The sequence below is a fragment of the Staphylococcus sp. GDB20D11A genome, from assembly GCF_016893255.1.
Lineage (GTDB): Bacteria > Bacillota > Bacilli > Staphylococcales > Staphylococcaceae > Staphylococcus > Staphylococcus aureus.
Window position 1 is genome coordinate 184,103 of record NZ_JAFEPJ010000001.1, and the last position, 14,003, is coordinate 198,105.

Sequence of the window (14,003 nt, forward strand, 5' to 3'; positions counted from 1 at the left end):
GTTGTGATAATATATAGGTACAGATAATTTTGTTAACAGATCTATGAGAGTAGGAACCCCACCATACGGGAATTTCGAAATCATGGATTTTTTGATATAAAGGAGTGATGTAATGGAAAAAGTAGCCATTTTAGTAGATGGTGGATACTATAGAAAGATAAGCGCAAAAGTCTACGGAAAAGTTACAGCGAAAGAAAGAGCTGACGAGTTATATAGTTATTGCAATAGACACTTAAAAGAGACACATTTCAAAGAAGAAATATATAATAAATTATACAGAATATTTTACTATGATTGTCCTCCTATTGATAAGATAGTTTATCACCCCTTATTAAAAAAGAATGTAAATTTTTCCAATACTGATACGAAAAAGTGGACAGAAGACTTTTTCAAAGAAATGAGCAAAAAAAGAAAGGTAGCATTGAGGTTAGGAGAGTTGAGTGAGTATTCAGTTGAATACAACTTAAAATACTCTATTACAAAAAAATTATTAAATGGAAGTATCGATTTAAATGATTTGAAAGAAAAAGATTTTTCCCTCTCATTACAACAAAAAGGTGTTGATATGAAAATAGGTTTAGACATAGCTTCATTATCATTTAAACACCAAGTAGATAAAATTATATTAATAGCTGGTGATAGCGATTTTGTACCTGCTGCTAAACTAGCAAGAACAGAAGGAATTGATTTTGTATTAGATTCTTTAGGGGCAGATATTAGAAACAACTTGTCATTACACATTGATGGTAGGCGTACTTGTGATGAAAAATTTAAATTTTATTTAAATCAACTATTTAAATAATAATTTTTTTAAAACGCACCTTCTACTTTACGGACGTTTATAGCTATCAGTATTTATCAGCTAAAAATTAAAACAGATATGGGTTTTCTTCATTAAATAATTTTTCTATATAGAAAGAGAGGCAACGCAACTGTCACCTCTACTTGAAATAATTAGGATGAAATACTCTGAGTCTAAAGTCCACACCTTAATCACCCAAATCGCTCAAATCCTCAACCCCGGACTACATCTCCAACCCCCTAAACACCAATACTTACCAAAGCATTGATATGAGTGCCAATACTGGCAATGTGCCTTGTTTGAAAAAGATACTAATATTGCTTGAAAGGCCACCATAAATAGCAACGCCAATGATATACACTAAAATAGCTGCGCATATTTCTTTTGGATTACTGCTGATAAACAAACCGTATATTAGCAAAACTCCGATTAAACCGTTATATACGCCTTGATTCTTCAAAAGTACGTTAATATTTTTGTCTTTCAATTTGCTAACGCTAATACTAAATGTTTCACTTGTTTTTCTTGAAGTTGTAGCAATCGTTTCAAGGTACATAATATAGAAAAATTCTATTGCTACAAATATGACTAAAATTGTCGAGATGATATTCACTGTAACGCTCCTTTAGTATTAAATATTTTCTTGTAAAAATGATTGCAGTGTCTGTGGTTGATCATTGACTAATTGTTGGAAATCATTGGATTCTTGGTCTAATAGCCCTCTTGCTCCTGCGTCGTACATTGATGCCAATAATGCACCAAAGCCTTTAGGTTCATCGTACATTTCTGCAAATGTCTCTAATGAAACGGGTTCATATTTAATTTCTGTGCCTGATGCCTCAGATAAAATAGCAGCAAGTTCCTTCATATCATAACTGTAGCCTGATAATAAATAACGTTTGCCCCAAGTATCTGGATTTTTAATAATAGCAATGACACTTCTAGCAATATCATTTCTAGTAATATAATTAATACGACCATCACCAGCTGGATAAATCAGTTTGTGCATATTCATCAATTCTGGTAAATATGGTTTAAGTGGATCCATGTACATTGCCATTCTTACATACGTATAGTCAATGCCACTTGTTGCCAATAGACGTGCTGCATAACCAAAATAAGGACTCATATGGAATGGATTATTATGCTGATCTGCGTAATAACCTATGAAAATGATATGAGCAACGCCACTTTGCTTTGCCGCATATACTAAATTTTCCACTTCAGGAATACGTTTGAATGATGGATGGATAATACTTGGAATAAACACAACGGTATCCATTCCTTTAAATGCTTCTACCATGCTTTCTTGATTAAAATAATCTAATTGTCGAACAGAAACTTTTCCACGCCAATCTTCTGGAACTTTCTCAACATTTCTAACACCAATGTGAAAATGATCTATGTGATTTGCAATGGCTTGATTTGTAATATGTGTGCCTAAATGACCTGTAGCACCTGTTAACATAATATTCATTCACTTCATCTCCTAATCTTTATATACATAACATAATACTTATTCGATGATTTTCAAAACATTTGATTTTATAAAAAATTGTAATCTGTATTTATTATCGCCGTGTATAGTAAATACGTATATGTTATTAATGTTAAAAACACTGTAATGACGCGTTTTAGTTGATATGTGTCACCATGAGCTTTGAAAATTTTGACATGGTACTGCGACGATATGGTGTCATTTTTGTGTCTGAAAGTTTTACAGTTTTTAAAATAAAAATGGTATAAAGTGTGAATTGTATAAAAAAAGAGTCTCGTAGGATAAGAATTGATTAATAACAGTTAGCATTTTATTAATTACCTTAACAATGATTCAATTTTAGTTAAATGAGGTTTAATTTGAAAGGGAATAGTGCCTCAATATAATGTAGGTAGATTGTTCATATTACGTAATTGAAAAATCAAATTTAAATAGATTGGGGCTAAAAATTATGAAATTTAAAGCGATAGCAAAAGCAAGTTTAGCATTGGGAATGTTAGCAACAGGTGTAATTACGTCGAATATACAACCAGTACATGCGAAAACAGAAGTAAAACAACAAAGTGAGGCTGATTTAAAACTTTATTATAATGGACCAAGTTTTGAATATAAAAAAGTAACTGGATATGGATTTATTGAAGGTAAAGATAGATTCATTGATTTTATATACAATGGACAATATAATAAAATATCTTTAGTTGGTTCTGATAAAGATAAATATAATGAAGAAGTTAACCCAGATATAGATGTGTTTGTCGTTAGAGAAGGAAATGGTAGACAAGCTGATAATCATTCGATTGGTGGCGTAACAAAAACTAATAGAGGAGTGTATTATGACTATATACACACACCAATCCTTGAAATCAAGAAAGGTAAAGAAGAACCACAAAGTAGTCTATACCAAATTTATAAAGAAGACATTTCGCTAAAAGAACTTGATTTTAAATTAAGAAAGCAATTAATTAGTCAAAGTGGCTTGTATTCAAATGGTCTTAAACAAGGTCAAATTACAATTACAATGAATGATGGCACAACACATACTATCGATTTAAGTCAAAAACTTGAAAAAGAACGTATGGGTGAGTCAATCGACGGCACTAAGATTAATAAAATTCTAGTAGAAATTAAATAATACATTCTAACAGCAAAGCGCTATGTTGAATAGTGCTTGTTATGGAAACTATGGAAGTTAAGCGACGTACTGTTGCTTAGCTTCTTTTTTTGAGGGTCAAAGTTACCTGACAACACACGCAATCACACGCAGTACTCATTATCTTTTGCTTAAATAGCTTAATCATATTTTATGAATAGTTAAAAACAGGTTAATGTGAATATCTGAATACAGCTCCTATAATATGGGTGTATGGTTCAAATTACGTAATAAAACAATCTAATTATAATAGATTGGAGCATACAACTATGAAAATGAAAAATATTGCAAAAATAAGTTTGTTATTAGGAATATTAGCAACAGGTGTAAACACTACAACGGAAAAACCAGTTCATGCCGAAAAGAAACCTATTGTAATAAGTGAAAATAGCAAAAAATTAAAAGCTTATTATACTCAACCTAGTATTGAATATAAAAATGTGACAGGTTATATCAGTTTCATTCAACTAAGTATTAAATTTATGAATATCATAGATGGTAATTCTGTTAATAATCTTGCTTTAATTGGCAAAGATAAGCAACATTATCATACGGGTGTACATCGTAATCTTAATATATTTTACGTTAATGAGGATAAGAGATTTGAAGGTGCAAAGTACTCGATTGGCGGTATCACTAGTGCAAACGATAAAGCTGTCGACCTAATAGCAGAAGCAAGAGTTATTAAAGCAGATCATATTGGTGAATATGATTATGACTTTTTCCCATTTAAAATAGATAAAGAAGCAATGTCATTGAAAGAGATTGATTTTAAATTAAGAAAATACCTTATTGATAATTATGGTCTTTACGGTGAAATGAGTACAGGGAAAATTACCGTCAAAAAGAAATACTATGGAAAGTATACATTTGAATTGGATAAAAAGTTACAAGAAGACCGTATGTCCGATGTTATCAATGTCACAGATATTGATAGAATTGAAATCAAAGTTAGAAAAGCATAACACACATACTTGACGACGAAATAAGTTGAAATTGAAATAGAGAGGTTAAGTGACAATCAAACGTTGCTTAACTTCTTTTTAATGCTTAAAAATCATTTCAAAGGCACATAGAAGCGCTATATTAATCTCATAATCACTCATTATTTTTTGCTTAAATTACTTAATAATACTTCAATAATTGTTAAAAGGGGTTTAATGTGATTATCTTAGAACGCCATCTATAATGATGTTGTATGACTCAAATTACGTAAAAAGACAATCGAATATAATATAGATTGGAGCATACAATTATGAAAATGAGAACAATTGCTAAAACCAGTTTAGCACTAGGGCTTTTAACAACAGGCGCAATTACAGTAACGACGCAATCGGTCAAAGCAGAAAAAGTACAATCAACTAAAGTTGACAAAGTACCAACGCTTAAAGCAGAGCGATTAGCAATGATAAACATAACAACAGGTGCAAATACAGCGACAACACAAGCAGCTAACACAAGACAAGAACGCACGCCTAAACTCGAAAAGGCACCAAATACTAATGAGGAAAAAACTTCAACTTCCAAAAAAGAAAAAATATCACAACCTAAACAAGAAGCGCAGAAATCGCTTAATATATCAGCAACGCCAGCGCCTAAACAAGAACAATCACAAACGACAACCGAATCCACAACGCCGAAAACTAAAGTGACAATACCTCCATCAACAAACACGCCACAACCAATGCAATCTACTAAATCAGACACACCACAATCTCCAACCATAAAACAAGCACAAACAGTTATAACTCCTAAATATGAAGATTTAAGAGCGTATTATATGAAACCGAGTTTTGAATTTGAAAAGCAGTTTGGATTTATGCTCAAACCATGGACGACGGTTAGGTTTATGAATGTTATTCCAAATAGGTTCATCTATAAAATAGCTTTAGTTGGAAAAGATGAGAAAAAATATAAAGATGGACCTTACGATAATATCGATGTATTTATCGTTTTAGAAGACAATAAATATCAATTGAAAAAATATTCTGTCGGTGGCATCACGAAGACTAATAGTAAAAAAGTTGATCACAAAGCAGAATTAAGCGTTACTAAAAAAGATAATCAAGGTATGATTTCACGTGATGTTTCAGAATACATGATTACTAAGGAAGAGATTTCCTTGAAAGAGCTTGATTTTAAATTGAGAAAACAACTTATTGAAAAACATAATCTTTACGGTAACATGGGTTCAGGAACAATCGTTATTAAAATGAAAAAAGGTGGGAAGTATACGTTTGAATTACACAAAAAACTGCAAGAGCATCGTATGGCAGATGTCATAGAAGGTACAAATATTGATAAAATTGAAGTGAATATAAAATAATCATGACGTTCTCTAAATAGCAGCTGACATCGGTAAAACAAGAAGTTAAGTGACAATGGTTTACATGTTACTTAGCTTCTTTTATTATGCGCAATGATGTAAAAAGACGAATATTCATTTGTTTGTAAAAGTGGCATTTCTATGTCTTAAAAGTGACGAAACCTCAAATGTGCCAAGTGTTGAATCACATCAAAATCATTTTTATTTAACGAACATTATGGGTTTCTTAATTTACTTAACGATGATTCAAATATAGTTAAACAAGGTTTAATGTGAATGGAGCAATACGCCATCTATAATAAAGCTGTATGATTCAATGAATGTAATCGAACAAATCTAATAATTACGAATGGAGCATACAACTATGAAAATAACAACAATTGCTAAAACAAGTTTAGCACTAGGGCTTTTAACAACAGGTGTAATCACAACGACAACGCAAGCCGCAAATGCGACAACACCATCTTCAACTAAAGTGGAAGCACCGCAACAAGCCGCAAACGCGACAACACCATCTTCAACTAAAGTGGAAACACCGCAACAAACACCGAACGCGACAACACCATCTTCAACTAAAGTGGAAGCACCGCAACAAGCAGCAAATGCGACAACACCGTCTTCAACTAAAGTGGAAGCACCAAAACAAACACCAAATGCGACAACACCGTCTTCAACTAAAGTGGAAACACCGCAATCGCCAACCACAAAACAAGTACCAACAGAAATAAATCCTAAATTTAAAGGTTTAAGAGCGTATTATACGAAACCAAGTTTAGAATTTAAAAATGAGATTGGTATTATTTTAAAAAAATGGACGACAATAAGATTTATGAATATTGTTCCAGATTATTTCATATATAAAATTGCTTTAGTTGGTAAAGATGATAAAAAATATGGTGAAGGAGTACATAGGAATGTCGATGTATTTGTCGTTTTAGAAGAAAATAATTACAATCTGGAAAAATATTCTGTCGGTGGTATCACAAAGAGTAATAGTAAAAAAGTTGATCACAAAGCAGGAGTAAGAATTACTAAGGAAGATAATAAAGGTATAATCTCTCATGATGTTTCAGAATTCAAGATTACTAAAGAGCAGATTTCCTTGAAAGAACTTGATTTTAAATTGAGAAAACAACTTATTGAAAATCATAATCTGTACGGTAACGTTGGTTCAGGTAAAATTGTTATTAAAATGAAAAACGGTGGAAAGTACACGTTTGAACTACACAAAAAATTACAAGAAAATCGCATGGCAGATGTCATAGATGCCACTAATATTGATAACATTGAAGTGAATATAAAATAATCATGACATTCTCTAAATAGAAGCTGTCATCGGAAAAACAAGAAGTTAAGTGACAACGGCCTACATGTTGCTTAGCTTCTTTTGTTATGTTCGATGATTTGAGAACCCGAATTTTCGATGGGTCCATATATGACGTGGAAGAGTCCTGAATTTATCTGTAAATCCCTATCTATCGGGTGTGTAGCACAACGGGATCATTTTTATTTAACGAACATTATAGATTCCTTAATTTACTTAATAATGATTCAATGATTATTAAAGATGGTTTAATGTGAAAGGTCAAATACGCCAATTATAATAAAGCTGTATGATTCAATAGACGTAAGCGAACAAATCTAATAATTACGAATGGAGCATACAACTATGAAAATGACAGCAATTGCGAAAGCAAGTTTAGCATTAGGTATTTTAGCAACAGGAACAATAACATCAACGCATCAAACTGTAAATGCAAGTGAACATGAAGCAAAATATGAAAATGTGACAAAAGATATTTTTGACTTAAGAGATTACTATAGTGGCGCAAGTAAGGAACTTAAAAATGTTACTGGTTATCGTTATAGCAAAGGTGGCAAGCATTACCTTATCTTTGATAAACATCAAAAGTTCACTAGAATACAAATTTTTGGTAAAGATATAGAAAGACTTAAAACACGTAAAAATCCAGGTTTAGATATATTTGTAGTTAAAGAAGCAGAAAATCGCAACGGCACAGTGTTTTCATATGGTGGTGTCACTAAGAAAAATCAAGGTGCTTACTATGATTACTTAAACGCACCTAAATTCGTTATTAAAAAAGAAGTAGACGCAGGTGTTTATACGCATGTTAAAAGACACTACATTTATAAAGAAGAGGTTTCACTTAAAGAACTCGACTTTAAATTGAGACAGTATTTAATTCAAAATTTTGATCTGTATAAAAAGTTTCCTAAAGATAGTAAGATAAAAGTGATAATGAAAGATGGTGGCTATTATACGTTTGAACTTAATAAAAAATTACAAACAAATCGCATGAGTGACGTCATTGACGGTAGAAATATTGAAAAAATAGAAGCCAGCATTAGATAATTTAATGAAATATGGATAATGTAAAATATGGATAGTATAGAGGAGTTAGGCAACATAAGTTGCTTAGCTTCTTTTTTGTGTTGGTGAGATGAAAATGAGAAGCGGGTTCATGATCAAAATTTTGGAAAACGGTTGATACCTATAGTCGCGCGTTGTCCTTTTAGTGACATGAAACAATGTGGAAAACATAATTAAATTGAGGGAAAGTGTGAAATGTGAAAAAAGCTGCGTTAAGTTTAAAAAATAGATTAACGCTGTTAGGATTCCATTAATTAGCTTAACATTGGTTCAGGAATAGTTAAAATGAGGTTAATTCATAGCTTAGTATCCCGCTTATATAATGATAGTAGATTGTTCGTATTACGTAATTGAAATAATCATATAAAAATATATTAAGACAAAATTTATAAATAGATTGGGAGAATAGTACTATGAAATTAAAAACGTTAGCTAAAGCAACATTAGTATTGGGATTGTTAGCTACTGGTGTAATAACAACAGAAAGTCAAACAGTAAAAGCGGCAGAATCAACTCAAGGTCAACACAATTATAAATCGTTAAAATACTACTATAGCAAGCCAAGTTTAGAGTTAATAAATGTAGATGGTCTGTATAGACAGAAAGTGACAGATAAAGGAGTATATGTTTGGAAGGATCGAAAAGATTATTTTGTTGGCTTGCTTGGTAAAGATATTGAAAAATACCCTCAAGGTGAGCATGATAAGCAAGATGCATTTTTAGTCATCGAGGAGGAAACTGTTAATGGAAGACAATATTCAATTGGTGGTTTAAGTAAGACAAATAGTAAAGAATTTAGTAAAGAAGTCGATGTTAAAGTAACAAGAAAAATTGATGAATCATCGGAAAAGTCTAAAGATAGTAAATTTAAAATTACTAAAGAAGAAGTCTCGTTAAAAGAGTTGGACTTTAAATTAAGAAAAAAATTGATGGAAGAAGAAAAATTATATGGTGCTGTTAACAATAGAAAAGGTAAAATTGTAGTTAAAATGGAAGATGATAAGTTTTATACTTTCGAACTTACAAAAAAATTACAACCGCATCGCATGGGTGACACGATAGATGGTACTAAAATCAAAGAAATTAATGTTGAGCTAGAATATAAATAATCTTTGGACAAGCAGACTAGTAATTATAGGGAAGTTAAGCGATAACATATTGCTTAGCTTCTTTTTTGTGTTGTTATGATGAAAAAAGGAGCGAGTTCATGATCAAATTTTTGAAAAAACGGTTGATACCTATAGTCGCGCGTTGTCCTTTTCGTGACATGAAACAATATGGAAAACATTATTAAATTGAGGGAAAGTGTGAAATGTGAAAAAAACAGCGTTAAGTTATAAAAATAGATTAACGCTGTTAGATTTTCATTAACTAACTTAACGTTGGTTCAAAAATAGTTAAAAAGAGGTTAATTCATAGCGCAGTATCTCACTTATATAATGACAGTAGATTGTTCGTATTACGTAATTGAATTAATCATATAAAAATATATTAAGACAAAATTTATAAATAGATTGGGAGAATAGTACTGTGAAATTAAAAACGTTAGCTAAAGCAACATTGGCATTAGGCTTATTAACTACTGGTGTGATTACATCAGAAGGCCAAGCAGTCCACGCAAAAGAAAAGCAAGAGAGAGTACAACATTTATATGATATTAAAGACTTACATCGATACTACTCATCAGAAAGTTTTGAATTCAGTAATATTAGTGGTAAGGTTGAAAATTACAACGGTTCTAACGTTGTACGCTTTAACCAAGATGGTCAAAATCACCAATTATTCTTATTAGGAGAAGATAAAGCTAAATATAAACAAGGCCTTGAAGGCCAGAATGTCTTTGTGGTAAAAGAATTAATTGATCCAAACGGTAGACTATCTACTGTTGGTGGTGTAACGAAGAAAAATAACCAATCTTCTGAAACTAATACACCTTTATTTGTTAAAAAAGTGTATGGCGGAAATTTAGATGCATCAATTGAATCATTTTCAATTAATAAAGAAGAAGTTTCACTGAAAGAACTTGATTTCAAAATTAGACAACATTTAGTTAAAAATTATGGTTTATATAAAGGTACGACTAAATACGGTAAGATCACTTTCAATTTGAAAGATAGAGAAAAGAAAGAAATTGATTTAGGTGATAAATTGCAATTCGAGCACATGGGCGATGAGTTGAATAGTAAGGATATTCAAAATATAGCAGTGACTATTAATCAAATTTAAAGTAAGTAATCAATGACTCTAAAGTAATAAATTTGAAGCAGCTTAACGATGAAATGTTGAATAAATACGTACATCCTCCAAAAAGGGGCGTATCTAAATCAACAGTGTCGTTAGGCTGTTTTATGTTTTATAACGCAGGTTATGAGTGAGCATACTAAAAATTCACATTACTCTTGAAAGTGATGTCCATTGAATATTAATTAGAACTTCATTAACCATGATTTAAGTTTAATTAAACGAGTGTTAATGTCAGTCTGTCTCAATGCCCTTTATAATAAATGTGTATTATTCAAATTACGTAATAAAAGCAATCCAATATATTAAGATTGGAGCACATGAATATGAAATTTACAGTGATAGCTAAAGCGATATTTGTATTAGGAATATTAACAACAAGTGCAATGATAACAGAAAATCAATCGGTTAATGCAAAAGGAAAGTATGAAAAAATGAACCGTTTATATGATACAAACAAGTTACATCAATACTATTCAGGACCTAGTTATGAGTTAACAAATGTTAGTGGCCAAAGTCAAGGTTATTATGACTCTAACGTTTTGCTTTTTAACCAACAAAATCAAAAGTTCCAAGTGTTTTTATTGGGAAAAGATGAAAATAAATATAAAGAAAAAACGCATGGCCTCGATGTCTTTGCGGTACCAGAATTAGTAGATTTAGATGGTAGAATATTTAGCGTTAGTGGTGTAACGAAGAAAAACGTAAAGTCAATATTTGAGTCTCTAAGAACGCCGAACTTACTAGTTAAAAAAATAGACGATAAAGACGGTTTTTCTATTGATGAATTTTTCTTTATTCAAAAGGAAGAAGTGTCATTGAAGGAACTTGATTTTAAAATAAGAAAACTGTTGATTAAAAAATACAAACTGTATGAAGGGTCAGCTGATAAAGGTAGAATTGTTATTAATATGAAAGATGAAAATAAGTATGAAATTGATTTAAGTGATAAATTAGATTTCGAGCGTATGGCAGATGTCATTAGTAGTGAACAAATTAAGAACATCGAAGTGAATTTGAAATAATCAATGATATATAGAATAAAAGCTTAAGAAGCGGTTTAATAACCCCATGTTTAATGATATTGATACGTGTTTTTATAATAAAAACATATCGAACATTGACTACGTTATTAAGCTGCTTTTTTGTACACTTTATAACGAATAGCTTAAGACTTAAAACTAATCGGAATGAACAATGATTCAACAAAAAAATATTTATGTTGCTATTAAAAATCAGTTAATACGAATGTTAAAATACGTTTGATTTTCATTAATAATGATTCAAGTTTATTTAAATGAGCGTTAATGTCAGTCTGTTTTGATGCACCTTATAATAAAGACAGATAGTTCAAATTACGTAATAATAACAATCCAATATATCAAGATTGGAGCAAATAAATATGAAATTTACTGCATTAGCAAAAGCAACATTAGCATTAGGAATATTAACTACAGGTGTGTTTACAGCAGAAGGTCAAACTGGTCACGCGAAAGTAGAACTTGATGAGACACAGCGCAAATATTATATCAATATGCTACATCAATACTATTCTGAAGAAAGTTTTGAACCAACAAACATTAGTGTTAAAAGCGAAGATTACTATGGCTCTAACGTTTTAAACTTTAAACAACGAAATAAAGCTTTTAAAGTATTTTTACTTGGTGACGATAAAAATAAATATAAAGAAAAAACACATGGCCTTGATGTCTTTGCAGTACCTGAATTAATAGATATAAAAGGTGGCATATATAGCGTTGGCGGTATAACAAAGAAAAATGTGAGATCAGTGTTTGGATTTGTAAGTAATCCAAGTCTACAAGTTAAAAAAGTTGATGCTAAAAATGGCTTTTCGATAAACGAGTTGTTCTTTATTCAAAAGGAAGAAGTATCATTGAAGGAACTGGACTTTAAAATAAGAAAACTATTAATTGAAAAATATAGATTGTACAAAGGAACGGCAGATAAAGGTAGAATTGTTATCAATATGAAAGACGAAAAGAAGCATGAAATTGATTTAAGTGAAAAATTAAGTTTTGAACGTATGTTTGATGTAATGGACAGTAAGAAAATTAAAAACATTGAAGTGAATTTAAATTAGTTCGAGTTAATAGCATAATAGCTTAAGAAGCGGCTTAACGACAAAATGTGAATTGACATCCGTGTCCTTATATAAGGAACTGTGTTAAATACATTACTGTTGTTAAGTTGTTTTTGTAATTCAAAGAGCAGAACACCATAACAAAAGTAGTTGTAGTGAACGATAATCCAGTAAAACAACTAAATGAAATAATGAAAGTCATTTAACCTGAACATTAAAATATATTTGTTTTTCATTAAGAATAATTCAAGTATATTTAAATCGAGGTTAATTATCGTATGAAATGATGCACGTTATAATAATAATGTATGATTCAAATTACGTAATGAAAACAATCCAATATATTAAGATTGGAGCAAATAAATATGAAATTTACAGCATTAGCAAAAGCAACATTAGCTTTAGGAATTTTAACAACTGGAACTTTAACAACAGAGGCTCATTCAGGTCATGCAAAACAAGAGTCAGTAAACAAACATGACAAGGAAGCATTATACAGATACTACACTGGAAAGACTATGGAATTGAAAAACATTAATGCTTTGAAGCATGGTAAAAATAACTTGCGTTTTAAATATAGAGGCATGAAGATTCAAGTATTGCTGCTTGGAAATGATAAAAATAGATTTCAACAGCGTAGTTATAAGGGCTTAGATGTGTTTTTTGTTCAAGAAAAAAGAGACAAACACGACATATTTTATACTGTTAGTGGCGTAATACAGACGAATAAAACATCTGGAGTTGTCAGTGCCCCAATATTAAATGTTACAAAAGAAAAGGGTGAAGATGCTTTTGTGAAAGGATACCCTTATTATATTAAAAAAGAAAAAATAACATTAAAAGAGTTAGATTTTAAGTTGAGAAAGCATCTAATCGAAAAATATGGACTTTATAAAACAATCTCAAAAGATGGTAGGGTTAAAATTAGCTTGAAAGATGGCAGTTTTTATAACCTTGATTTAAGATCTAAATTAAAATTTAAATATATGGGGGAAGTCATAGAAAGCAAACAAATTAAAGATATTGAAGTTAACTTAAAGTAAATAATTACGAATAATAAAAAATAATTGAAGCGGCTTAACGATGAAAAGTAAATTGATGCGCATACCTTATAAAAAGGATGCATCAATCGATATCGTCGTTAAGCTGTTTTGGTTTATCCTATCCCAATCTCCATAAATATAAAAATTTCCACAACCAACCTCAAAATTCTCAACATCGCAACATAACCAAATGTTATAATAAATCTATTACACAAAGAGATAAATTACTTATTCAAAGGCGGAGGAATCACATGTCTATTACTGAAAAACAACGTCAGCAACAAGCTGAATTACATAAAAAATTATGGTCGATTGCGAATGATTTAAGAGGGAATATGGATGCGAGTGAATTCCGTAATTACATTTTAGGCTTGATTTTCTATCGCTTCTTATCTGAAAAAGCCGAACAAGAATATGCAGATGCCTTGGCAGGTGAAGACATCACGTATC

At 30.9% G+C, this 14,003-nt stretch carries 15 protein-coding genes; 13 read left to right on the forward strand and 2 right to left on the reverse strand.

The genetic code is table 11. From position 1 onward, the window contains the following. The first annotated feature begins 112 nt into the window (after positions 1 to 112). Positions 113 to 802: an NYN domain-containing protein gene (locus JV528_RS00965; protein WP_000416469.1), complete on the forward strand. Its 690-nt coding sequence runs from the start codon at positions 113 to 115 to the stop codon at positions 800 to 802. 253 nt (positions 803 to 1,055) lie between these two features. On the opposite strand, the gene JV528_RS00970 is transcribed toward JV528_RS00965, so the two are convergent. Both JV528_RS00970 and JV528_RS00975 read right to left on the reverse strand, forming a co-directional pair. After that, positions 1,056 to 1,415 (reverse strand): DUF1304 domain-containing protein, encoded by a 360-nt coding sequence (locus JV528_RS00970; RefSeq protein ID WP_065315815.1) that lies wholly within the window; start codon positions 1,413 to 1,415, stop codon positions 1,056 to 1,058. 18 nt (positions 1,416 to 1,433) lie between these two features. Then, on the reverse strand, positions 1,434 to 2,279 hold the full coding sequence (locus tag JV528_RS00975) for an SDR family oxidoreductase (protein ID WP_001024389.1): 846 nt from the start codon (positions 2,277 to 2,279) through the stop codon (positions 1,434 to 1,436). Between the two features lie 472 nt (positions 2,280 to 2,751). Between JV528_RS00975 and JV528_RS00980 the strand changes: the two genes are divergently transcribed. The 12 genes from JV528_RS00980 to JV528_RS01035 all read left to right on the forward strand — a co-directional run. Next, positions 2,752 to 3,432, forward strand: a complete 681-nt coding sequence (locus JV528_RS00980) for a superantigen-like protein SSL1 (RefSeq protein WP_000668991.1) — start codon at positions 2,752 to 2,754, stop codon at positions 3,430 to 3,432. Positions 3,433 to 3,719: 287 nt separating this feature from the next. Next, positions 3,720 to 4,415, forward strand: a complete 696-nt coding sequence (locus tag JV528_RS00985; RefSeq protein WP_179358848.1) for a superantigen-like protein SSL2 — start codon at positions 3,720 to 3,722, stop codon at positions 4,413 to 4,415. A gap of 290 nt (positions 4,416 to 4,705) precedes the next feature. Further along, positions 4,706 to 5,776, forward strand: coding sequence for a superantigen-like protein SSL3 (locus JV528_RS00990; protein WP_000784039.1), 1,071 nt, complete (start codon positions 4,706 to 4,708; stop codon positions 5,774 to 5,776). A gap of 118 nt (positions 5,777 to 5,894) precedes the next feature. Next, positions 5,895 to 6,032 carry a hypothetical protein gene (locus JV528_RS00995; protein ID WP_014532570.1) on the forward strand — a complete coding sequence of 46 codons (138 nt, stop codon included), beginning with the start codon at positions 5,895 to 5,897 and terminating at the stop codon, positions 6,030 to 6,032. 108 nt (positions 6,033 to 6,140) lie between these two features. Next, positions 6,141 to 7,082 (forward strand): superantigen-like protein SSL4, encoded by a 942-nt coding sequence (locus JV528_RS01000; protein ID WP_204177136.1) that lies wholly within the window; start codon positions 6,141 to 6,143, stop codon positions 7,080 to 7,082. Positions 7,083 to 7,445: 363 nt separating this feature from the next. Next, the gene (locus JV528_RS01005) at positions 7,446 to 8,150 is read left to right on the forward strand and encodes a superantigen-like protein SSL5 (protein WP_000784250.1); all 705 of its coding nucleotides are present in this window, start codon (positions 7,446 to 7,448) and stop codon (positions 8,148 to 8,150) included. Positions 8,151 to 8,581: 431 nt separating this feature from the next. After that, positions 8,582 to 9,277: a superantigen-like protein SSL6 gene (locus JV528_RS01010; protein WP_000769847.1), complete on the forward strand. Its 696-nt coding sequence runs from the start codon at positions 8,582 to 8,584 to the stop codon at positions 9,275 to 9,277. A 421-nt stretch (positions 9,278 to 9,698) separates the two neighbouring features. Continuing rightward, positions 9,699 to 10,394, forward strand: a complete 696-nt coding sequence (locus JV528_RS01015; RefSeq protein ID WP_204177140.1) for a superantigen-like protein SSL7 — start codon at positions 9,699 to 9,701, stop codon at positions 10,392 to 10,394. Between the two features lie 341 nt (positions 10,395 to 10,735). After that, a complete protein-coding gene (locus tag JV528_RS01020; RefSeq protein ID WP_000673481.1) occupies positions 10,736 to 11,434 on the forward strand; it encodes a superantigen-like protein SSL8 in 699 nt (232 codons plus the stop codon). Between the two features lie 377 nt (positions 11,435 to 11,811). Then, positions 11,812 to 12,510, forward strand: a complete 699-nt coding sequence (locus JV528_RS01025) for a superantigen-like protein SSL9 (RefSeq protein WP_000673052.1) — start codon at positions 11,812 to 11,814, stop codon at positions 12,508 to 12,510. Positions 12,511 to 12,875: 365 nt separating this feature from the next. After that, positions 12,876 to 13,553, forward strand: a complete 678-nt coding sequence (locus tag JV528_RS01030) for a superantigen-like protein SSL10 (RefSeq protein ID WP_000673043.1) — start codon at positions 12,876 to 12,878, stop codon at positions 13,551 to 13,553. A 251-nt stretch (positions 13,554 to 13,804) separates the two neighbouring features. Further along, a partial coding sequence (locus tag JV528_RS01035) for a type I restriction-modification system subunit M N-terminal domain-containing protein (protein ID WP_141724154.1) occupies positions 13,805 to 14,003 on the forward strand: 199 nt, incomplete at its 3' end.